The 21,899-nt window shown below is 64.8% G+C and carries 13 protein-coding genes and 6 tRNA genes; 2 read left to right on the top strand and 17 right to left on the bottom strand.

All coding sequences use genetic code 11. The annotated features are described in order from the left end of the window. Positions 1–280, top strand: a 280-nt coding sequence (locus ABG80_RS23650) for a hypothetical protein (protein ID WP_235513951.1), incomplete at its 5' end; no start/stop codon positions are given. A gap of 716 nt (positions 281–996) precedes the next feature. Here the strand turns inward: ABG80_RS23650 and ABG80_RS22160 are convergent. The 9 genes from ABG80_RS22160 to ABG80_RS18575 all read right to left on the bottom strand — a co-directional run bounded on the left by ABG80_RS22160 (position 997) and on the right by ABG80_RS18575 (position 11,553). After that, a complete protein-coding gene (locus tag ABG80_RS22160) occupies positions 997–1,599 on the bottom strand; it encodes a hypothetical protein (RefSeq protein ID WP_160322605.1) in 603 nt (200 codons plus the stop codon). Between the two features lie 594 nt (positions 1,600–2,193). Beyond that, complete coding sequence (locus ABG80_RS18540) at positions 2,194–2,943, bottom strand: FkbM family methyltransferase (RefSeq protein ID WP_058089060.1); 750 nt, start codon at positions 2,941–2,943, stop codon at positions 2,194–2,196. Between the two features lie 45 nt (positions 2,944–2,988). Beyond that, positions 2,989–4,173 (bottom strand): glycosyltransferase family 4 protein, encoded by a 1,185-nt coding sequence (locus ABG80_RS18545; protein ID WP_058089061.1) that lies wholly within the window; start codon positions 4,171–4,173, stop codon positions 2,989–2,991. Beyond that, positions 4,170–5,549 (bottom strand): TolC family protein, encoded by a 1,380-nt coding sequence (locus ABG80_RS18550; protein WP_152987748.1) that lies wholly within the window; start codon positions 5,547–5,549, stop codon positions 4,170–4,172. The genes ABG80_RS18545 and ABG80_RS18550 overlap by 4 nt, the downstream gene beginning before the upstream one ends. A gap of 5 nt (positions 5,550–5,554) precedes the next feature. Next, a complete protein-coding gene (locus ABG80_RS18555) occupies positions 5,555–6,808 on the bottom strand; it encodes an HlyD family type I secretion periplasmic adaptor subunit (protein WP_235513952.1) in 1,254 nt (417 codons plus the stop codon). Beyond that, complete coding sequence (locus ABG80_RS18560) at positions 6,805–9,264, bottom strand: type I secretion system permease/ATPase (protein ID WP_058089064.1); 2,460 nt, start codon at positions 9,262–9,264, stop codon at positions 6,805–6,807. The genes ABG80_RS18555 and ABG80_RS18560 overlap by 4 nt, the downstream gene beginning before the upstream one ends. A 37-nt stretch (positions 9,265–9,301) precedes the next feature. Beyond that, entirely contained in the window at positions 9,302–11,185 is a 1,884-nt protein-coding gene (locus tag ABG80_RS18565) for an O-linked N-acetylglucosamine transferase, SPINDLY family protein (protein WP_058089065.1), read from the bottom strand. 169 nt (positions 11,186–11,354) lie between these two features. Then, positions 11,355–11,428 (bottom strand) — tRNA-Cys (locus ABG80_RS18570). Positions 11,429–11,477: 49 nt separating this feature from the next. Next, positions 11,478–11,553, bottom strand: a tRNA-Gly gene (locus ABG80_RS18575). 235 nt (positions 11,554–11,788) lie between these two features. On the opposite strand from ABG80_RS18575, the gene ABG80_RS18580 reads away from it, so the two are divergent. Beyond that, a tRNA-Leu gene (locus ABG80_RS18580) sits at positions 11,789–11,880 on the top strand. A 70-nt stretch (positions 11,881–11,950) separates the two neighbouring features. Here ABG80_RS18580 and ABG80_RS18585 read toward each other — a convergent pair. The 8 genes from ABG80_RS18585 to ABG80_RS18620 form a co-directional block, all read right to left on the bottom strand. Continuing rightward, a tRNA-Cys gene (locus ABG80_RS18585) sits at positions 11,951–12,024 on the bottom strand. A 97-nt stretch (positions 12,025–12,121) separates the two neighbouring features. Beyond that, a tRNA-Gly gene (locus ABG80_RS18590) sits at positions 12,122–12,197 on the bottom strand. A 130-nt stretch (positions 12,198–12,327) separates the two neighbouring features. After that, a complete protein-coding gene (lon, locus tag ABG80_RS18595) occupies positions 12,328–14,748 on the bottom strand; it encodes an endopeptidase La (RefSeq protein WP_058089066.1) in 2,421 nt (806 codons plus the stop codon). Positions 14,749–14,866: 118 nt separating this feature from the next. Continuing rightward, complete coding sequence (gene clpX, locus ABG80_RS18600) at positions 14,867–16,144, bottom strand: ATP-dependent Clp protease ATP-binding subunit ClpX (protein ID WP_058089067.1); 1,278 nt, start codon at positions 16,142–16,144, stop codon at positions 14,867–14,869. A gap of 59 nt (positions 16,145–16,203) precedes the next feature. After that, entirely contained in the window at positions 16,204–16,812 is a 609-nt protein-coding gene (gene clpP, locus ABG80_RS18605) for an ATP-dependent Clp endopeptidase proteolytic subunit ClpP (protein WP_058089068.1), read from the bottom strand. 320 nt (positions 16,813–17,132) lie between these two features. After that, positions 17,133–18,452 carry a trigger factor gene (gene tig / locus ABG80_RS18610; protein WP_058089069.1) on the bottom strand — a complete coding sequence of 440 codons (1,320 nt, stop codon included), beginning with the start codon at positions 18,450–18,452 and terminating at the stop codon, positions 17,133–17,135. A 43-nt stretch (positions 18,453–18,495) separates the two neighbouring features. Continuing rightward, positions 18,496–18,582, bottom strand: a tRNA-Leu gene (locus ABG80_RS18615). 151 nt (positions 18,583–18,733) lie between these two features. Next, positions 18,734–21,880, bottom strand: a complete 3,147-nt coding sequence (locus ABG80_RS18620; protein WP_058089193.1) for an efflux RND transporter permease subunit — start codon at positions 21,878–21,880, stop codon at positions 18,734–18,736. Between the last annotated feature and the right edge of the window lie 19 nt (positions 21,881–21,899).

Here is a 21,899-nt window from a genome sequence, read left to right on the forward strand (position 1 = left end):
ACCCCAATTGCGCCACTACAAAGCATTCATGCAGTTGCCACTACAAAACTTCCGCAAAAATGTGCATAAGTCGTTGATTCACATGGAAACGGCTTCACCAAAAATGCGAAATCGGCATTTTGGTGTCGAACTCGGGCGGGCAGGCTTCAAGGGTGACGGTCCTGCCTGCGGCAGGACTGCCCTGCGGTGCTCGACTCGCTCAGGTGGCTGCGGAACTCGCCCCCTTCAGGGGCTCAAACAGTCCTCGCCATCCCCTTGGCTGCGCCAAGGGGCAACCTGATCGAATCTCCGCTCCTCGGCGCCACCCAGGCGCCCGCCCGCACAGCGCCTCCGCCCTTTTTCGCCTCGCTGGTGGCGTGCGGTGGTTTTTGTCGTGCGTGCGGTTGGGCTTTGGGGGCCGGTGGTTGACTGCGGCCGGTGGGGGGCGGTGGGGGGCGGTGGTGGCGCGGCGGTTGGCCGCTTGGGCAGCGTGCGCCGAGCTGATTGGGTGGGGCGCCAAGCTTTTTCGGTGGCGCATGGCGCTTTTTGGGTGGCGCGCCGAGTGTTTTGCTCGGTGAGCCGAGCTCTTGGGGTGGCACGCCGAGCTCGGAGCTCGGTGAATGCACCTCGATGGGGCGTGAACGGGTGTTGGAGCTCGGCGTTTGTCTGAAATTACTCGGATCTTGTCCGGAAAAGACTGGCGGGTGGGTGTTGGCGCAGGGGTGCTGTCGCAAAATAGCGCGCAGCCCACACCAAAGTTCAGGGGCGTACGCTGAGCGTGGGTGCAACCCGCGGTGGCGACGGCGCCCGTGCCACATCCCATCAGGCCTCTACGCGAAAACACAGTGTGGTGAATTTCTAGCGGTTCACATGGAAGTAGTACGCGTTGCCCAATTTGTACCGCTCGCTGTGCACACCGTGCTTAAAATTCAGTCAAACCGGAATATCAGGCACAGACAGCCAAATTAACCTTGTTCACAAAAACGATACGAAGACACCACCCCCATTAAAGGCAGGCTACAGAAATTCCAATAGCTGCGGAGTAGTAAGAATTTCGTGACCCATTTGCCGAAGATCGCAGAGATGCCCATAAGGCACAGGTCCACCCACCTCCTTTTCGTCCATATGAAAAAATATATTAACCACCCCATCTCGAAGAGCAGCATATTCTGGGGTGAGTCTCTCATCTACGTGAGCCCCCCCGTCTTTGTTGGCTGCCCCCAGCACGATTTGCATTCTAGAAATATTTTTCCCATTTAATCTATAAATGGTTTGCTGCCCCCATAATTTCCACGGCATAAGCAACTGCTTCGGCTCGCGCGTGTCCAGGTTTGGCATATGAAAAGAATTAAACGACCCATCTTCAGAAACCATCAACCTCGTGGTGCTTAAGCCTCCAGTGAAGTGAAAAACATTATCCTCAAGAAGATAGCAGGTTGTTCTTAGATGGAGGTCATTGATACCCAATTGAGTAAATAGTGATGTCGACCTCGCTGTGTCGTGCACGAGTACCCTTAGAACGACTGCGATTCTGACAGCCTCGTCACAAAAGCCCTCATCAAAGCTGGCACAGGATCGCTTGAGAAAGCCCATCTGCTTTCTTAGGTGTTGGATGAGCATATTTTTATCTTGCACTTCTCACACCATAATAAAAATTTCCAAAAACGCCCAACAAAACCAATATCAAACCAAACAAGAAGACCACAATCGCGAGCTAGCTGCAAATGATCGGCCTGCACAAACATTGGCTCTCAATGGATTTTTATGTGGGGACTTGGGGATAGCCTAAACCAACCCACCCAAAATGTGGAGTCCCCACGCGCCACACCTCCACCGCAAGCCCACAGCGGGGCACAAAGCGCGAAGCCGGCATCGGCTCGGGCGCCTTGCGGGTGCCGAGGAGCGCAGCGGCAAGGTGGGCGCGCGCAGCGCGCTTCGTCATCTAGCTGGCCTGAGTTGTTTGAGCGGAGCGCCCAAAGGGCGCGCAGCGAGTTCGAAGGCCCCACCTTGCCGCGAGCACCGCAGGGCAGTCATGCCGCAGGCATGACCACCCGCTTGGCGCCCGAGCCGATGCCGGCGCAGCGCCGCCCCGCGCTGCCCCGACAAAGCGCCCCACCCCACGCACGCCAGGACAAAAACAAAAAGGCCCCACCAACCAGGCAGGGCCCCCTCACCTCGCGAAGGCCCAACAGCCCTCGCCAGCATCAAAACCAATCAGAACGGGTTCATCACAATGTCCGCCCGCCCCGGGTGATTCGGCCTGTCCAACGGCCCCGGAATCGGCTCGTTCGATCGGCAAGGGAAGCTGTCCAGGTCACGCCGCAAAAAGCTCAGCTCGATCACCGACGGCATCGGCACGCCTTCCACCAGCACCACCCCCGCGTAGTTGTTGGCATGCAAGTGCACCGGCACATGGCTCACCAGCATCTTCTCCATCGTCTGCCGAAACCGCGCATGGAAAGCCGGCTCCGCCAACTTGCCCAGGTCGTGCAGCTCGCAAGCGATCACGTCAAAGCGCTTGAGGTCGGCATCGGCCACCGTCGGCAAGGCCTCGTACTCCGCGCCTTCCACGTCGAACTTCAGCAAAGCACGCTTGGGCTGCAGCGCATCCATGCGCCGCACCATCTCCGCAAAGCTCACGAAGTCGCCGAAGGTCTCCGACGCCCAGCCCTTCTTGTCGAAGATGAAGTTGGCGTGCGGCGTCGGCGGGCCCTCCACCGTGTGGTCGAACTGCAGGATGCGCGCGCCGCGCTCGGCCATCACGTGGTCAAAGCTCACGTCGTGCCCCACCCCGATGGACAGCACCACATCGCATTGCAGCGCCACGGCCGGCAGCACGTAGCCGCCGTCGTAGTCGTTGCCCACGCGAACCTTCGGTGTGCGCCGCGTGGCCCAGGGCCGCAGCAGGTCCAGGGCTTCCAGCACGTCCTGCTGGGTCAGCGGTCGGATCTCGTTCATGTTCATCGTGGGCTCCGGTCGGAGAAAACTGGGTTGGGGTGAAGGTCGCGCTCAGTCGTCGCGGCCAATGAGGGTTTCGAGCCGGTCCACGGCGCGGGCCCAGGAAAACCGTTGCGCCAGGTCCATGCAGTGGTCCTGCAGGCGCGGGCGGGCGCTGCGCCAGCCGTCGACGTGCGCCAGCAAGGCCTGCACAAAGGCTTCGTCGTCGACCTCGCGGTAACGGCCGGCCACGCGGCCTTGCGCGTCGAGCTGGTCGCCGGGGCGGCTGGCCACGCGAATGGCCACCTCGTCGCTGACGAAGTCGTCGGTGGCGCCGCCGTCGGTCACCACCACCGGCGTGCCGCAGGCAATGGCTTCGAGCACCGGCAGGTTGAAGCCCTCGCCACGGTAAGGCGAGGCGTAGCAGTCGGCCACGCCGTAGAGCAGGCGCAGCTCGGCGGGGTTGAGGTTGCCCGGCACCACCATGATGGCGTTGAGCACGCTGTCGGTGAACAGCGCGGGGTGTCGCTGCACCACGTCCTTGATCACCGGCTCGATCGACAGGCCGTAGAGGTCTCGCTGGTCTTTGAGGATCAGGCGCAGGTGGCCGTGGCGTTGGCGCGCACGCGCAAAGCCGATCAGCAGAAGGTCCAGACCCTTGTTCCAGGTGGCCACGCCGAGGTTCAGAAAGACGAACTCGTCGTCACGCAGGCCCAGGTTGGCGCGGTTGGTGGCGCGTTCTTCGCGGCTGAGCGGGTGAAAGGTGGCCATGCGCACGCCGTGGCTGACCACCTCGATGCCGTCTCCGTCAAAGCCGAAGTCCACCAGCCGGTCACGCGACCAGTTCGTGGGCGTGACGATGCGGTTGCCGCCAGCGGTGTAGGCCGCGGTGAGGGCCGCGCGGTCGGGCGCGCCGCCCTCGAAGCTTTTCTCGCCCAGGCCCAGCTCGGTGACCATGAAGGTCAGCTGCCGCACGCCGTCCTGGCGCACCGGCGCAATCGGCGAGGACAAGCTCAGCACCACGTCGGGCCGCTCGTCGCCCGGCTCGGGGATGGCGTCGATGCGGGCCATGTCCTCGGGCGTGAAGCCGCTGGCGTTGGCCTGGCGGTTCCAGCTCGCGATGGCAAAGGGCCGGTCGCGGTGCGACAGGCGCAGCGTGGGCCGCCTGACCAGCTCCAGCAGCTGGTGCTGGTTGACCAGGGCGATGGAGTGGTTGACGCCGCGCCAGCCTTCGACCAGGAGGTGTTTTTTCGTCATGGGCGGGCCCAGCTCATCAGGCCCTCGCCCACCGAGCGCAGGCTGGCGTTGGACTGGGCGCTGTCCATCAGCGCGTTGACGTAGGCCACGCGCTGCGAGAAGTGGTCCGTCTCGGCCGACATCACGTCGAACAGCGAGCGGCGGCCCAGTTGCGACCATTGCTGGAAGGTGGCCAGGCGCACCTTCTCGGTGTCACGCAGCAGGGCCACGTAGCGGCGCGCGCGCTCCATCGAGGTCTGTGCGGCGTCGTGCAGTTGGGCGGCGCGGGTCTGGCGGTCCAACACGGTCTGGCTCAAACCGGCGCGGGCCGACTGGGCGCGCTTGTAGGCCGCCATCGAGGCCGCTTCCTGCGCGCCACCGTTGAACAGCGACACGTTGACCGACACGCCGGCGCTCCAGCCGCGCACGGTCTGCTCGCCACTGCGCCCGCCGTTGCCGGAGAACTGCCAGTTCAGCTGGGGCTTCTGGCCGGCCTTGACGGCCTCGGCGTAGCTGTCCAGCGCCTCGGCTTCCTGGCGCGCGCGCAGCACCTCGGGGTGGCGCTCGATCAGGCGGTTGACCTCGCCGAGGTCGGGCGTGGCCATCAAGGCGCCCACGAAGCTGTCGTTGAGCGAGACCTGCTCGCCCACGAACTTGCGAAGCGTGAACTCGACCTGGCGCACCAGCGCCACCGACTGGTCGCGCGAGAGTTCGGCCTGCTGCAGCGACTTGCGCGCCTGCACCAGCTCGCTGGTGCGGCCCTTGTCGGCGGCCACGATCTGTTCCAGCGCGTCCACCAGGCAGCCCATCTTGCGCACCTGTTGTTGGTAGACCTGCGATTGCAGGCGGTAGCGCTGGCGCTCCAACGCGGTGTTGACCACCTCCAGCGCCACGCGCTCCTGGCTGACGTTCTCGCCCAGCTTGGCGGCGTCGGCCAGGCGCGTGCGCCAGTCGATCAGGGACTGCAGCCGGCCGAAGTCGTACAGCGGCGCGGACACGTTCACGCCCACGGTGGCGCGCGCGCCATTGGCCGTCTTGCTCACGCCATCACCGTAGGTGCCGCCAGCACCCAGAAAACCGTTGAGGCTGACCTGGGGCAGGCGACCGGCGCGGATCTCATCGAGGTCGAACCCGGCGGCTTCGGCCAGCAAGCGCGACGCCCCCACCTCCTGGCTGCGGCGCACGGCCTCGCGCACCAGCAGTTGCAGGCTGCTTTGGGGGTCCAGCGGAGCGGCCTCGCCCTGGTTCAGGGGCACGGGCTCGCGGATGCCGCGTGGCTCCGAGTTGGACAGGTCGTTGCAGCGGCCACCTGTCTGGGCCAGCGCCAGGCCCGACCACAGGCACAAGCCAGCGGCCAGCGTGGACAACAGCTGCGGGGAACGTCGATGAGCGCGCATGGCCTTCACCTCTCTGTGAAGGCTTCGTTGTATCGCAGCATGGGTTTGAGCAAATAGCGGAGAACAGACTGTTCTCCGGTGCGTATTTCAACGCTCGCCGTCATGCCAGGGATGATCGGCAGGGGCTTGCCGTGCTGTTGGAGGGTCGACAGCTCGGTGCGGATGAGCGCCCGGTAGTAGCTGGTGTCGGCCGACGCGGCCTTGCCCTCTTCGGTCAGCGCGTCCGGGCTGATGTAGTCGATGCGCCCCTGCAGGCCGCCGTAGGTGTAGTAGTCGTAGGCGCTGAGCTTGACCAGGGTCGACAGGCCCAGGCGCACGAAACCGATGTCCGCCGGCTTGACCCGCGCTTCGACCAGCAGCTGCGCGCCCACCGGTGCGATCTCCATGATGGGCGCTCCCGCCTGCACCACGCCGCCGATCGTCGCCACCTTGATGTGCTTGATCACGCCTCGGATGGGAGATTTGAGCGAGGTGCGTTGCAGCACGTCCTGCTTGACCACCATCTGCTCTTCGATCTGGGCCAGCTCGGTGCGGGCCTTGACCAGGTCGCTGCTGGCGTCCTGCCTGAAGCGGTTGGTGCGGTCCTGGATCTGCAGCATCAGGTCGTTGACCTGGCGGCGCAGGCGCATCACCTCGACGTCCGACAGCAAGCCCCGGCTCGCCAGGGTCTCGGACATGCGCAGCTCGCGCTGCAGCAAGCCCAGGTTGCGCCTGTTCACGGCCACGGCCTCGTCCAGCGAGAAGCGCCGGGCATCGAAGGCATCGCGCTCGCCTTCGACCAGGGTTTCGTCCTTGGCCACATCGGGCGGGAACTTCAAAGGCCGGCCCGTGGCCTCGGCGCTCAGCCGCGCGATCATGGCCTTGAGCGCCAGGCGCTTGGCCTGGCCTTCTTGCTGGGCGGCCTCCACGCGCGTCGGGTCGAGCTGCGCCAGCTCCTGGCCCTTCTCGACGACCATGCCCTCGCGCACCTTGAGCTCACGCAGGATGCCGCCTTCCAGGCTGGAGATGACCTGCTCGCGCCCATCGGGCACGACCTTGGCCTCGGCGCGCGTGATCATGTCCACGCGCGCGGTCGCGGCCCAGAACACCGTCAGCGCCACGAAACCGGCCATCAGCCACAGCACCCAGTTGGCGCGCGGCGTGCCCTCGGCCATGCGGGCCTGGCTCACGCCAGACAGAAACTGCTCGTCCCCGGGGAAGAAACGCCCCGAGGACGGCGAGCGGTTTTTGCGACCGAAACCGGGCAGCCTCATCTTCATGATGGCACCCGGTACGGTGGGTCAGACAAGTCGACGAAGGACTCATCTGGTTGATCGGGCGGACCTGGTGGCGGCGTGGGCTGCGCCTGCGCCGCTGCGGCCACCGTTTGCGGACGCGGTGCGGTGGGTGCCGGCTGCGTGGCGCCTGCGGCCACCGCAGCGGGCGCCGCACCAGCCGCCGCAGCGGCACCCACTGGCGCCCCACCCTGCGGGCTGGCCACCGGCGAAACCGGCTGGCGCCCGGAGAGCGCCGCCATCACCTGGGCCTTGGGCCCGCTGGCCACCACGCGGCCCGAGTCCACCACGATGACGTGGTCCACCAGCTCCAGCAGCGCCGGCCGGTGCGTGACCACCACCAAGGTGCGCTTGGGCAAGATGCCCGAGAGGCGCCGCACGAAGTCCACCTCAGCCTGCGCGTCCATCGCGCTGGTCGGCTCGTCCATCAGCAGCACCGCGGGCTTGGTGATCAGGCAGCGCGCCAGGGCCACCAGCTGGCGCTGGCCACCCGAGAGCATGCAACCGCCCTCGCCCACCTGCATGTCCAGACCCATGGGGTGGTTGGCCACCACCTTGTCCAGGCCCGTCATCTGCAGCACCGAGGCCAGCAGGCGCGGGTCTGCATGCGCTCGGCCCAGGATGACGTTGTCGCGCAGCGTGCCGGTGAACAGGCGCGGCTCCTGCGCGACGAAGCCCACGTGGGCACGGTAATCGGTCGGGTCCACCTGCCGCAGGTCCAGGCCATCGACCTCGACCATGCCGTCGGTCGGCTGGTAGAGCCCGGCCAGCAAGCGCAGCACGGTCGACTTGCCACTGCCCATCTTGCCCAGGATGGCCACGCGCTGGCCCGGCAGGATGTTGACGTTCAAATCCTTGAGCACCGACTGCGCGTGGTCGTGCGCGCCCTTGGGGTAGGCGAACGACACCTCGCGCAAGGCCAGTTGCCCGCGCAGCTTGGGCATGGGCAGGTAGGGCCGGTCGGGCACGCGCTCCGAAGGTAGGCCCATGATGCGGTCGAGCATGCGCAAGGCCGCGCGCGCGCCCTGGTAGCGCGTCGCCAGGCTGATGACGCTGCCCAGTGGCGCCACCGCACGCCCCGCGAACATCACCGAGCCGATCAGCGCGCCACCGGTGATGACGCCGTCGTGCACCAGGTGCACGCCCCACACCAGCATCACCACCGTGATGAGTTGCTGCGACACCGTAGAAGCGTTGTTGACCCAGCTGGAGAGCGCCCTGGCCCGCACGCTCGACTGCGACGCCGCGGCGTTGGCCTCTTCATAGCGGCGCAGGAAGTGCCCGGCGGCCCCCGCAGCGCGGATGTCCTCGATGCCTTCCACGGCCTCGACCATCACGCCCTGCATGTCCGCGTGCTGCTTGACGTTGGCGTTGAGCAGCTTGGCCAGCACACCCTGGATCAGCCACGACAGCCCCAGCAGCACCGGCACCGCGATCACCAGCACCCAGCCCAGCGGGCCCGCGGTGATGAAGGTCATGGCGATGAACAGGAACACGAACGGCAGGTCGGTCAGCGTCGACAGCGTGGCCGAGGCGCTGAAGTCGCGCACCGTCTCGATCTGCGTGAGCTGGTGCGTGAAGCTGCCCGACGAATCGGGCCGGTTCTCCAGTCGCAGGCTCAATGCCTTCTTGAACAGGATGTTGCCCAGCATCAGGTCGGCCTTCTTGCCGGCCAGGTCAAGCAAGTGGCTGCGCAACTGGCGCGCCAGCAGGTCGAAGACCAGGGCCACGAACACACCGGCCGCCAGCGACCACAGCGTCACCAGCGCCTGGTGCGGGATCACGCGGTCGAACACCACCGACGAGAACAGACCTGTGACCAGCATCAGCACGTTGGTCAGCAGCGCTGCGATCATCGCCGAGCGGTAGTACGGCATGAAGCGCTTGAGCGTGTGCCACAGCCAGTGGCCATCGGGCTCGGTGAACTCGCCGTCGCGGTGCACCGTCTCGCTGGCCGTGGGCGAGGCCATCAGCGCAAAACCCGTGTACTCGACCAGCAGGTCGGCCGCAGCCGCCTCCATGGTGATGCCTTCCACGGGCATCACCACCTCATAACGTTCCTGCCCAGGCGATGCCGCATCCGACTCGATGCGACGCACCAGGATGCAGACCTCGCCACCACGCAGCAGCAGCACCACCGGGAACAGCAGCCCCAGGATCTGGTGCGGCTCGCGCTTGACGATGGCCGCCTGGAACCCCGCGTCGCGCATCACGCGCACCGCGTTGGTCGGCATCAGCGGCGAGGTGAAACCGGTTTCGCCCAACAAGGAAGCCGCCGTGCGCTCGCGCCCATGGTGACGGCACAGCCACAGCAGCGCGTCCAGCAGCGGGTCTTCCGCGCGCGCATCCGCCGCCGTGCCCGGCGCGGGCTCGGTGTTGCCAGGCGGCACCGTGGTGTCGGCCGGCAGCTCGGTGGGGGGGGCGCTGTCCTGCTGCGTCAAGTAGAACTCCGTCGCGTCACGTCGTCGCTGTGGGGCCTCAGCCCTCGCTCAGGGTGCCGGCCACGAGGGCCTCGAGTTGGTTTTCAAGGTCGCGCACCAGGCCCGGCGTGTCGAACAGCGGGGTCTGGAACCGGTGCTCGGCCAGGTAGCGGCGGTGGCTGGCCACGCGCGCCGGCTCGCGGCCCAGCGTGATCGCCATGCGCTCGTAGGCCTCGGGGCTGTCGGTCACCAGGTCGGGCAGGCCGACCGCGTGCAACAGGCTGCCCGCCATGCGCGACACGAAGGTGCGCCCCGAGCAGGTCAGGATGGGCACGCCCATGAACAACACGTCGTTGGCCGTGGTGCCCGCGTTGTAGGGGAAGGTGTCGAGGATCAAATCGGCCGCCGTGAAGCGGGCCAGGTAGTCGGCTGGTGCCACACGCGGCGCGAAGTTCAGCCGAGCCGGGTCCACGCCATGGGCGCTCGCCTCGGCGCGCATGTTGGCCTCGGCCCAGCGGTTGTCGGCCAGCAGCCACAGCACGCTGCCCGGCACCTGCGCCAGCACGCGCATCCACAGCTGGAACAGCGCCTGCCCCATCTTGAAGTTGTTGTTGAACGAGCAGTAGACGAAGCCCTCTTCGGGCAGGCCGCACTGCGCCCGCGTGGGCGGCTCGGATGCCACGCGCTGGCGGTCGCTCGACTGGAAGCACTTGCTCAGGTAGAGCGGCCGCTCGGTCATGTAGGGCAGCAGCTCGGGCGGCATCACGAAGCGGTCGGCGATGACGCGGTCAATCGACGGCAGGCCCGTGGTGCCCGGAAAGCCCAGGTAGGTCAGTTGATGCCGCGCAGGACGCCAGCTCAGGATGTCGGCGCGCGCGCCCGAGGTCAGGCCCTGCAGGTCGATCAGCACGTCGATGTCGTCGGCAGCGATGCGGCGCGCCACGGCCTCGTCGCTCAGGCTGGCCACGGGCACGTGGTGATCGAGCGATCCACGGATACGGGCCTGCAGCGCGCTGCCGTCCTCGCGGCTCCAGCAATAGGCAAAGGTCTCGAAGCGGCTTCGGTCGATCAGCTCGATGAGCTCGACCGTCAGCAGCCCGACGGCGTGCATGCACAGGTCGCCCGACAGGAAGGCCAGGCGCAGCTTGCCGGGACGCTGGCGCACCGGGGCAGCCAGTTTGGTGGTCACGGGCTTGACGCGCTCGTGCACGAAGGTGCGCGCGGCCAGCAGCTGCATGGCCGGGTCGTCGCTGGCGCCCAGCATGGCCAAGGGCGAGGTGCCCAACTGCAGCGCGCAGGGCGTCACGCCAGGCACGGGTGCGTAGACCGGCCATTCGCACTGCTTCTGGCGGATGTGCACCAGGTGCTGGATGACCCGCGACTGATCGGGCTGCAGCAGCAGGCTGCGCTTCATCGCGGCCTCGGACTCGTCGTAGCGGCGCTGCTGCTCGAGCATGCGCGCGGAATTGTTCAGGGCGTGCAGCGGCAGCTCCAGGTCCACCTGCTGCCCTGCCTGGCCTTGCTGCGCCGAGAGCTGCAGCACCATGTCCCAGGCAGCCAAGGCCTCGTCATGGCGGCCCTGGTGCTCCAGTTGGTGGCCCAGGTTCAGGTGCGCCTGCATGAAGCCTGGCGCCAGCTGCAAGGCCTCGCGGTAAGCGGCTTCGGCGGCCACGTGCTCGCCCATGCCGCCCAGCACCGTGCCGTGGTTGAACAGCGCGATGTGGCGTTGCGGCGACTGGGTGTTGGCCAGCCAGGCCTCATAGAGGTCGCGCACGAGCTCGGCACGCGCCACCACCTCGGGGCGCTGCGCCACCTCCAGCAAGCTCATCAAGGGCATCTGACCCGAGCGGGCTTGCGCCAGCGCCTGCTCGAACGCACTGGCGGCCAACGGCGGCTGCCCTGCCCCTTGGCGCATCAACTGATCGTCTCGGCTTCGGTCCATCGACACACGTCCTGTTCTGCCCCCTTGGCAGGCGCCATGGGGGATGTGTCGATGCTAGGCAAAGGGCCGTGGGGGCTTGAGCCGGATTACAGCGGCTGGAGGCGGCCAATTCTGGCCTCAGCCAACAAAAAAGCCCCACCAGCGTGAGCGAGTGGGGCTTTGTTGATTCTGGAGGCGCGGCCCGGAGTCGAACCGGGCTAGACGGATTTGCAATCCGGTGCATAACCGCTTTGCTACCGCGCCAGAGCTTGAAAAAAGGGAAGCCAAGTCAAACCGGGCTTCCCTTCGAATTTGGAGCGGGATAAGAGACTCGAACTCTCGACCTATACCTTGGCAAGGTATCGCTCTACCAACTGAGCTAATCCCGCATGTGTTGCAACAACTCAGAGCTTTGCAACGCTCGCTTGGCTGAACTTTTCAGTTTTTGCCTTGATCCCGTCTGGTGTCGCGATCAGCGAAGAACGCAACTATACATCGAAATTCTCGGCTTTGGCAAGGTGTTGCAAGTTTTCATCGCCGTCGTGACGCGACACCCCGCCTGCGGTGGGCCGCCAGGTCCAGCAGGCGGGTGTTGCACCTGGCCGGCTTACACTTGCCGCCCAGGCCCCGATGGTGAAATCGGTAGACACAGCGGACTTAAAATCCGCCGCTTGCTGAAAGGCAGCGTGCCGGTTCGACCCCGGCTCGGGGCACCAACACGCCCATGGCACCGAGGTGCCCAAACAAAAAGCCCCACCAGCGCGAGCGAGTGGGGCTTCGTTTTTCTGGAGGCGCGGCCCGGAGTCGAACCGGGCTGGACGGATTTGCAATCCGGTGCATAACCGCTTTGCTACCGCGCCAGGGTGTTGAGAGTATCCAGCAAAACCGGCGGCAGGTGCGCACGCCATCGACTTCACCAGAGAAAAAGGGAAGCCTTTTGGGCTTCCCTTCGGAATGTGGAGCGGGATAAGAGACTCGAACTCTCGACCTATACCTTGGCAAGGTATCGCTCTACCAACTGAGCTAATCCCGCATTTCGCAGGCTTCAGATTGCTCTTTCAGCCTACCGTCTTCGCTTGCGTTGATCGCGTTTGGCGCGTGATCAGCGAAGACCTGAACTATAGCGCGTTTTTAGCGCCTTCGTCAACGTGCTCTCAAAATTTTCAGTGTTTGAGCAACTCGTTGCTGACGGGCGACGCCGCGGCTTCCGGTTTGGCTTCCACGACCTTGGCTTCTTCTTCCGGCAGCGGCGTCGGCTGACGCTCCAGGGCCACCTCGAGCACCTTGTCGATCCACTTGACCGGCACGATCTCGATCTGGCTCTTGACGTTCTCGGGGATCTCTGCGAGGTCCTTGACGTTCTCTTCCGGGATCAGCACCGTCTTGATGCCACCACGGTGAGCCGCCAGCAACTTCTCCTTCAGACCACCGATGGCCGTGACCTCACCGCGCAGGGTGATTTCACCCGTCATGGCGACGTCAGCGCGCACCGGGATGCCCGTCAGCGCCGACACGAAAGCCGTGGTCATGGCCGCACCGGCGGACGGACCGTCCTTGGGCGTGGCGCCATCGGGCACGTGGATGTGGATGTCGCGCTTCTCGAAGAGGTCGTCCGTGATGCCCAGGCGGCGAGCACGTGAGCGCACCACCGAACGGGCGGCCTCGACCGACTCCTTCATCACGTCGCCCAGCTGACCCGTGCGGATGATGTTGCCCTTGCCCGGCATGATCGCGGCTTCGATGGTGAGCAGGTCGCCACCGACCTCGGTCCAGGCCAGACCCACGACCTGGCCCACCTGGTTTTCCTTGGTGGCCTCGCCGTAGCTGTACTTGCGCACGCCCAGGAAGTCGTTGAGGTTCTCGTCGGTGACGACGACCTTCTCGGTGTGCTGCTTGAGCGCAAAGCCCTTGATCACCTTGCGGCAGATCTTGGAGACCTCGCGTTCCAGCGAGCGCACGCCGGCCTCGCGGGTGTAGTAGCGGATGATGCCGCGGATGGCGCTTTCAGCCACCTCCAGCTCGCCTTCCTTCACCCCGTTGTTCTTGATCTGCTTGGGCAGCAGGTAGGTCTGAACAATGTGTACCTTCTCGTCTTCAGTGTAGCCCGCCAGGCGGATCACTTCCATCCGGTCCAGCAGCGCCGGCGGGATGTTCAGCGAGTTCGACGTGGCGACGAACATCACATCGGACAGGTCGAAGTCGACCTCGATGTAGTGGTCACCGAAGGTGTGGTTCTGTTCGGGGTCAAGCACTTCCAGCAGCGCCGAGGACGGATCGCCCCGGAAGTCCATGCCCAGCTTGTCGATCTCGTCGAGCAGGAACAGCGGGTTGCGCACGCCCACCTTCGAGAGGCTCTGCAGCACCTTGCCCGGCATGGAGCCGATGTAGGTGCGGCGGTGGCCACGGATCTCGGCCTCGTCGCGCACGCCGCCCAGGGCCATGCGCACGAATTTGCGCCCGGTGGCGCGGGCGATGGACTGACCCAGCGAGGTCTTGCCCACGCCAGGGGGGCCGACCAGGCACAGGATCGGGGCCTTGACCTTGTCGACGCGCTGTTGCACAGCGAGGTACTCGAGGATGCGTTCCTTGACCTTGTCGAGGCCATAGTGCTCTTCGTTGAGCACGGTCTCGGCCAGGGCCAGGTCGTGCTTGACCTTGGACTTCTTGCTCCAGGGCAGGTTGACCAGGGTCTCGATGTAGTTGCGCACCACCGTGGCCTCGGCCGACATGGGCGACATCAGCTTGAGCTTCTTGAACTCGGCATCGACCTTCTTGCGCGCCTCCTTGGGCATGCGAGCGGACTCGATCTTCTTGGCGATCTCTTCGAGGTCAGCGCCCTCTTCGCCTTCACCGAGCTCCTTCTGGATGGCCTTGACCTGCTCGTTGAGGTAGTACTCGCGCTGCGACTTCTCCATCTGGCGCTTGACGCGACCACGGATGCGCTTTTCGACCTGCAGGATGTCGACTTCGTGCTCGAGCAACTCGAGCAGCTTTTCCAGGCGGGCGGACACGGTCACCAGGTCGAGCACCGACTGCTTGGCTTCGAGCTTGAGCGGCAGGTGGGCGGCGATGGTGTCGGCCAGGCGACCGGCGTCGTCGATGCCGGAGATCGAGGTGAGGATCTCGGGCGGGATCTTCTTGTTGAGCTTGACGTACTGGTCGAACTGCTGCGTCACGGCGCGGCGCAGGGCTTCGACTTCGGGCGTGACCTGGGCCTCGGGCGGCACGGGCACGACCACCGAGGTGAAGAACTCACCGCTGTCGTCGATCGATTGCGTGTTGGCACGCTGCACGCCCTCGACCAGCACCTTCACGGTGCCGTCTGGCAGCTTGAGCATCTGCAGGATGCTGGAGACGCAGCCGACGTCGAACATGTCGTCGGCCTTGGGCTCGTCCTTGCCGGCGGCCTTTTGCGCCACCAGCATGATCTGGCGGCCGGACTCCATGGCCGACTCGAGGGCCTTGATGGATTTGGGGCGTCCCACGAAAAGCGGGATGACCATGTGCGGGAAGACCACGACATCGCGCAGCGGCAGCAGCGGCAGCGAGATGGGATCGGAAGGAAGAATGGGGTGTCCAGACATGATGGGCTCACTTTCTCTGAAGCCCACTTGGGGCCTCAGTGGCTAAACACAAGGGCACCGCGAAAACCCGTTTGGAAAAGGTTCTCAGCGGTGCCCCACGGAGCGCATTCAATCGCGCTCAGGCACTGGCCTTGGCCTGTTCCCGATACACCAGCAATGGCTTGGCGTTTTCCTCAATGGTGGATTCATCCAGCACAACTTTTTGCACGCCCTCCTGTGTGGGAAGTTCGAACATGGTGTCCAGCAACGATTGTTCCAGGATGGAACGCAGGCCACGGGCACCGGTTTTGCGCGCCAGTGCCTTGCGGGCGATGGCGGCCAGGGCGGCCGGCCGGATTTCCAGCTCGACACCGTCCATGTTCAGCAACTGCTGGTACTGCTTGACCAGCGCGTTCTTGGGTTCGGTCAGGATCTTGACCAGGGCATCTTCGGTCAACTCGCCCAGCGTGGCCACCACCGGGAGGCGGCCCACCAATTCGGGGATCAGACCGAACTTGATGATGTCTTCGGGCTCGACCTCGCGGAAGACCTCACCGGCCTTGCGATCGTCCTTGCTCTGAACCGATGCGCCAAAGCCGATGCCCGACTTGATCGAGCGGTTCTGGATGACCTTTTCCAGGCCATCGAAAGCACCGCCGCAGATGAACAGGATGTTGGTCGTGTCGATCTGCAGGAAGTCCTGGTTGGGATGCTTGCGGCCGCCTTGCGGGGGCACCGAAGCCATCGTGCCTTCGATGAGCTTGAGCAGGGCCTGCTGCACGCCTTCACCCGACACGTCACGCGTGATGGACGGGTTGTCGGACTTGCGCGAAATCTTGTCGATCTCGTCGATGTAGACGATGCCGCGCTGGGCCTTGTCCACTTCGTAATTGCAGTTCTGCAGCAGCTTCTGGATGATGTTCTCGACGTCTTCGCCCACGTAACCGGCTTCGGTCAGCGTGGTGGCGTCGGCGATCACGAAGGGCACGTTGAGCAGGCGGGCCAGGGTTTGGGCCAGCAGCGTCTTGCCGGAACCCGTGGGGCCGATCAGCAGGATGTTGCTCTTGTTGAGCTCGATGTCGGGCTTCTTGCCGTCGCCCGAGCCCATGTGCTTGAGCCGCTTGTAGTGGTTGTAGACCGCCACCGACAGCGTGCGCTTGGCCGTGTCCTGGCCGATCACGTACTGATCGAGGCTGGCCTTGATTTCGCCGGGGGTGGGCAGGTCACCGCGCGAGGGCCTGGTCTGCTCGGACTCCGCCGCCACTTCGTCGCGGATGATGTCGTTGCACAGGTCGATGCACTCGTCGCAGATGAAGACCGACGGTCCGGCGATGAGTTTCTTGACCTCGTGCTGACTCTTCCCGCAGAAGGAGCAGTAGAGGATTTTTTCGCTGGAAGAGCCTTTTTTGTCTGCCATGGTGCAGGCCTGTCAGGTGTCGGCAAGGGCCGGAAAAGAGGATTGCGGAGAGGTGGTGCTCAACCGCGCTTTTCCAGCACCTTGTCGATGAGTCCGTAGGTGGCGGCCTCTTCGGCCGTCATGTAGTAGTCGCGTTCGGTGTCGTTCTGGATTTTCTCCAGAGGCTGGCCGGAACGCTCGGCCAGGATTTTGTTGAGCTGCTCGCGGGTTTTAAGGATCTCGCGGGCATGGATCTCGATGTCGGTGGCCTGACCCTGGGTGCCGCCCAGCGGCTGGTGGATCATGATTTTGCTGTTGGGCAGCGCGAAACGCTTACCCTTGGCGCCAGCGGCCAACAGGAAAGCGCCCATGGAAGCTGCCATGCCCATGCACAGGGTGGACACATCAGGCTTGATGAAATTCATCGTGTCGAAGATCGACATGCCTGCGCTGACGGAGCCACCGGGCGAGTTGATGTAGAACGAGATGTCCTTGTCGGGGTTCTCGCTCTCGAGGAACAGCATCTGAGCGACCACCAGGTTGGCCGTGGCGTCGTTGACGGGGCCAACCAGGAAGATCACGCGCTCGCGCAGCAGGCGGCTGTAGATGTCGTAGGCGCGCTCACCGCGACCCGATTGTTCGATGACCATGGGCACCATGCCCAGGTTTTGAATGTCCAGTGCGCTCATGTGCTTCCTTGTACGCGTAGGTAGCGAGGCCCCCGCCGGGGGAAATCGACCTCGGTTGAAATCATTATGACGTGCGATGCGGGTGCGCCGAAGGCCGGAAAAGGCGTCGCTACCTTGACGTCGTTTTTCCGTTGCGCGCAAACAGCGCGGAAAAACACCGCAGTGGCCTGTCAGCCTCAGGGAATTTCCCGTGACGAAATCCTCAGATCGCGTCCCAGAAGGTTGCACAAAACAAAAGGCACCGGCAATCACTCAGGATTGCCGGTGCCTCGGGCTGAGCCGCAACTGAAAGCCCGCCAGGGCGGGTTTCAGTCAGGCGATCAGGCGCCTTGCTGGCCCATCAGCTCTTCGAAGCCCAGGGCCTTGTCGGTCACCTTGGCCTTGGACAGCACGAATTCAGCCACGTTGCCTTCGATGACGACGGCTTCGACTTCGGCCATGCGCTGGCGGTCGCTCATGTACCAGGCCACCACTTGGGCGGGCTGTTCGTAGCTCTGGGCCAGTTCCTGGATGTGGGCTTGCAGTTGCTCGGGCTTGGCCTGCAGGTTGTTGGCCTTGACCAGCTCGGCCACGGTCAGGCCCAGGCGCACGCGACGCTCGGCCTGGGGCGTGAACATTTCGGCGGGGATCGGTGCCTTGTCGGCGTCGGGGATGCCGCGCGACTTCAGGTCGGCGCGAGCGGCCTCGACCATGCGGTCGGTTTCGGCGGCCACCAGGGACTGGGGCAGGTCGAAATCGACAACCTTCAGCAGGGCTTCCATGACGGAGGCCTTGTTGCGGGCCAGGACGCGGAACTTGACCTCGCGCTCGAGGTTGCGCTTGACGTCGGCGCGCAGGGCTTCAACGGTGCCTTCGGCCAGACCCAGGGACTTGATGAAGTCTTCGGTCAGCTCGGGCAGGTTCTGCTGCTCGACCTTCTTGAGGGTGACCAGGAAGTCGGCTTCCTTGCCGGCCACGTCCTTGCCGTGGTAGTCCTCGGGGAAGGCCAGGGGGAAGGTCTTGGAGTCGCCGGTCTTCATGCCGCGAACAGCCTTCTCGAAGGCTTCGAGCATCTGGCCTTCGCCGACCAGGAACTGGAAGCCTTCGGCCTTGCCGCCGTCAAAGGGCACGCCGTCGATCTTGCCTTCGAAGTCGATGGTGACGCGGTCGCCGTCTGCGGCGCCTTCGGCAGCCGGACGCTGGGCGAAGGTGCGGCGCTGCTTGCGCAGGATCTCGACGGTGCGGTCGATGGCAGCGTCGTTGACTTCGGAGCTCACGCGCTCGACTTCGGCTGCGGTCAGGTCGCCGATGGTGACTTCGGGGTAGACCTCGAAGGTGGCGTCGAACTGGAGTTGGCCTTCAACGGGGCCGCCTTCCTTTTCGGCGATGCGGGGCTGGCCGGCCACGCGCAGTTGCGCTTCCTGGGCGGCCTTGGCGAAGGCTTCGCCGAGTTGGTCGTTGATGACTTCGTACTGGACGGAGTAGCCGTAGCGCTGGGCCACGACGTTCATCGGCACCTTGCCGGGGCGGAAGCCGTCGGCCTTGGTGGTGCGAGCCAGCTTCTTGAGGCGGGCATCGACTTCGCTCTTGAGGGCATCGGCTGCCAGCGACAGCGTGATGCGGCGCTCCAGCTTGTCGAGGGTCTCCACGGTGATCGCCATGATTTGAACTCTCTGCAAAAGGTAAAAAGAAAAGGGTTGTCTGTGGTGCGCGGGGGGGGACTCGAACCCCCACACCATTGCTGGCGTCAGGACCTAAACCTGGTGCGTCTACCAATTTCGCCACCCGCGCACAGACAGCGGAAGGTTCGTCGGCGCACCCCTGGAAACTCCAGAAGCGCCTGCCGGCGAACCAGGTGATTCGGTCTGAACCTGGGATTCTACTGCGGTGCGGGCCACGTTTTGCCCAAGGCGCGCCAAAGGAAAACGCGCAGCCGCAGCCGTCAGGTGGCAGCCTCCTCGGGACGGCGCACCCTGAACCAGGCCGCGTACATGGCCGGCAGGGCCAGCAGGGTCAGCAAGGTGGCCACGATCAGCCCGCCCATGATGGCCACGGCCATGGGGCCCCAGAAGACGCTGCGGCTGAGCGGGATCATGGCCAGCACCGCAGCCGCCGCCGTCAGCACGATGGGGCGGAAGCGCCGCACGGCCGCACCCACGACGGCATCCCAGGCCGGCACGCCGCGGGCGCGGTCCTGCTCGATCTGGTCGATCAGGATGACGGAGTTGCGCATGATCATGCCCATCAGGGCGATGACACCCAACAGCGCGACGAAGCCGAACGGTCGGTTCAAGGCCAGCAGGGCCATGGCCACTCCCGCGATGCCCATCGGGCCCGTCAGGAAGACCAGCATGGCGCGCGAGAAGCTCTGCAGCTGCAGCATCAGCAAGGTGAAGATGATGAACAGCATCACCGGCATGTTGGCGAAGATGGAGCCCTGCCCCTTCGAGCTTTCTTCGGCGGTACCGGCCAGCTCGATGCGGTAGCCCGGCGGCAGCTCGGCCTGCATGGCCTGCAGCTTGGGCCACAAGGCCATGCTCACCGTCGGCCCCTGCACGCCGTCGCGGACGTCGGCCTGCACGGTGATGGCGAAATGGCGACCTTCGCGCCACAGCACGCCCGGCTCCCAGACCAGCTTGGGCTTGGCCACCTGCAGCACCGGGATCATGCGACCCGTGGCGCTGGGCACATAGGCGTTGTCCAGGGCTTCGAGGGTCAGGCGCTCGGATTGCGGCACGCGGAATTCGATGTCGATGAGGCGATCGCCCTCGCGGTACTGCGCCAGCGTGGCACCCGATGTCAGGATGCGGCTGGCCTGGGCGATGGACTGCGAGCTCACGCCCAAGGCGCGGGCCTTGTCCTGGTCCACAGACAACCTGATGGCCTTGACCGACTCGTTCCAGTTGTCGTTGACACCGTGGAGGTCGGGGCTGGTGCGCAGCACGTCCTTGGCGCGGTCGGCGATGCCGCGCAACACCGTGACGTCTTCCCCCACGATGCGGAACTGCACCGGGTAAGGCACGGGCGGGCCGTTGGGCAGCAGGCGCACGCGACCGCGCACCTCCGGGAACTCGGTGGCCAGGATTTCCGGCAGTGCTTTGCGAAGGCGTTCGCGCTCTTTCGGGGTCTCCGGAATGAGCACGACCTCGCTGATGTTGCTCTGCGGGAAGATCTGGTCCATCGGCAGGTAAAAGCGCGGCAGGCCACTGCCGATCCAGGTGCTGACGGTCTTGACGCCCGGCTCCTTGAGCATGCGGGCCTCGAAGCGCCTTGCAACATCCTCGGAGGCACGAACGCTGGCGCCCTCCTCCAGCCACAGGTCGACGATGAGCTCGGGGCGACTGGAATCCGGGAAGAACTGCTGCTGTACCTTGCCCATGCCCATCACGCCCAGCACCAAAGCGGCGATGGTCAGACCGATGGTGACCCAACGGTGCTGCACACACCAGTTCACCAGCGCGCGAAAGCGGGCGTAGAAGGGCGTGTCGTAGAGGTCGGCGGAGTTGCCTTCGGAGACCTTCGGCTTGGTCTTGAGCAGCAGCAGGCCCAGGTAGGGCACGAAGTACACCGACACCAACCAAGACAGCAGCAGCGCCGCTGCGGTGACTGCGAAGATGGCGAAGGTGTACTCACCCACGGCCGACTTGGCCATGCCGATGGGCAGGAAGCCTGCCGCGGTGATCAGCGTGCCGGTCAGCATGGGGATGGCCGTGATGTCGTAGGCGGCCGTGGCGGCACGCACCTTGTCGTAGCCTTCTTCCAGCTTGTGGACCATCATCTCGACGGCGATGATGGCGTCGTCGACCAGCAGGCCCAAAGCGATGATGAGCGCGCCCAGCGAGATCTTGTGCAGGCCCACGTTGGCGTAGTACATGACCAAGAAGGTCATGGCCAGCACCAGCGGGATGGTGATGGCCACCACCAGGCCAGGCCAAACATCCAGGCGCAGCGGCTTGGTGTGCAGACCCAGGCTGATGAAGCTCACGGCCAACACCACGACCACGGCCTCGATGAGCACCTTGAGGAACTCGCCCACAGAAGAAGACACCGCCTGCGGCTGGTCCTGGAGCTGGTCCAGCTCGATGCCCACCGGCAGGCTGGCTCGGATGCGCTCTGAGGCCGTCCTCAGGTCCTTGCCCAGGGCGATGATGTCACCCCCCTTGGCCATCGAAATACCCAGGGCGATGACCTGTTTCCCTTGGTGGCGCACCTTGACGGTGGCCGGGTCCTGGTAACCGCGGCGGATCTGGGCGATGTCGCCGAGCTTGAGGTTGCGCGACTGCCCGGTGGCCGGGTTGGTGACGCGAATGGGCACCTGGCGCAATTGATCGATGTTCTGGAACGCGCCGTTGACGCGCATTTGCACCGTCAGGCGCTCACCGGTGTAGACACCGCCGCTCTCGATGGCGTTTTGCGCGTTGAGCTCCGACACCACGTGGTTCATGTCGATGCCCAACTGGGCCAGCTTTTGCTGCGGGATCTCGACAAACACCTTTTCGGCTTGAACACCGAACAGCTCGACCTTGGCGACCCCAGGCACGCGCAGCATGTCCGAGCGAGCCCGCTCGGCGAATTGCCGCAACTCCTCTTCCGTGAACCCATCGGCCGACAGCGCATAGATGCTGCCGTAGACGTCGCCGAACTCGTCGTTGAAGAAAGGACCGATGACACCCTGGGGAAACGTGCCCCGCATGTCACCGACCTTCTTGCGCACCTGGTACCAGAGGTTGGAGATCTCCTTGGGCGGCGACGAGTCCTTGACCACCATCAGCGTGAACGACTCGCCCGGCTTGGTGTAGGACTGGATGCGGTCGGCGTAAGGCACCTCCTGCAGGGTGCGCTCGATCTTGTCGGTGACTTGCTCGGCCATCTGCTGAGCCGTGGTGCCGGGCCAGTAGGCGCGCACCACCATCACGCGAAAGGCAAACGGCGGGTCCTCGTCCTGCCCCAACTGGAAGTAGGCCGCAAAACCCAGCAGCATCAGCACCACCATGAGGTAGCGCGTGAGGGCGCGGTGCTCCAGCGCCCAGCGGGAAATGTTGAAGCGCTGAGCCTGGGGCTCAGCCGTGTCGTGTTCGGTGTGACTCACCACCAGCTCCTGATCGGGT

This window comes from Aquabacterium parvum, from assembly GCF_001447195.1.
Taxonomy (GTDB): domain Bacteria; phylum Pseudomonadota; class Gammaproteobacteria; order Burkholderiales; family Burkholderiaceae_C; genus Aquabacterium; species Aquabacterium parvum.

Excerpts from the sequence above, each read along its gene's own strand:
- ABG80_RS22160 (WP_160322605.1), bottom strand. The coding sequence starts at position 1,599 with ATGCTCATCCAACACCTAAGAAAGCAGATGGGCTTTCTCAAGCGATCC.
- ABG80_RS18540 (WP_058089060.1), bottom strand. The coding sequence starts at position 2,943 with ATGAACATGAACGAGATCCGACCGCTGACCCAGCAGGACGTGCTGGAA.
- ABG80_RS18545 (WP_058089061.1), bottom strand. The coding sequence starts at position 4,173 with ATGACGAAAAAACACCTCCTGGTCGAAGGCTGGCGCGGCGTCAACCAC.
- ABG80_RS18550 (WP_152987748.1), bottom strand. The coding sequence starts at position 5,549 with ATGCGCGCTCATCGACGTTCCCCGCAGCTGTTGTCCACGCTGGCCGCT.
- ABG80_RS18555 (WP_235513952.1), bottom strand. The coding sequence starts at position 6,808 with ATGAAGATGAGGCTGCCCGGTTTCGGTCGCAAAAACCGCTCGCCGTCC.
- ABG80_RS18565 (WP_058089065.1), bottom strand. The coding sequence starts at position 11,185 with ATGGACCGAAGCCGAGACGATCAGTTGATGCGCCAAGGGGCAGGGCAG.
- lon (WP_058089066.1), bottom strand. The coding sequence starts at position 14,748 with ATGTCTGGACACCCCATTCTTCCTTCCGATCCCATCTCGCTGCCGCTG.
- clpX (WP_058089067.1), bottom strand. The coding sequence starts at position 16,144 with ATGGCAGACAAAAAAGGCTCTTCCAGCGAAAAAATCCTCTACTGCTCC.
- clpP (WP_058089068.1), bottom strand. The coding sequence starts at position 16,812 with ATGAGCGCACTGGACATTCAAAACCTGGGCATGGTGCCCATGGTCATC.
- tig (WP_058089069.1), bottom strand. The coding sequence starts at position 18,452 with ATGGCGATCACCGTGGAGACCCTCGACAAGCTGGAGCGCCGCATCACG.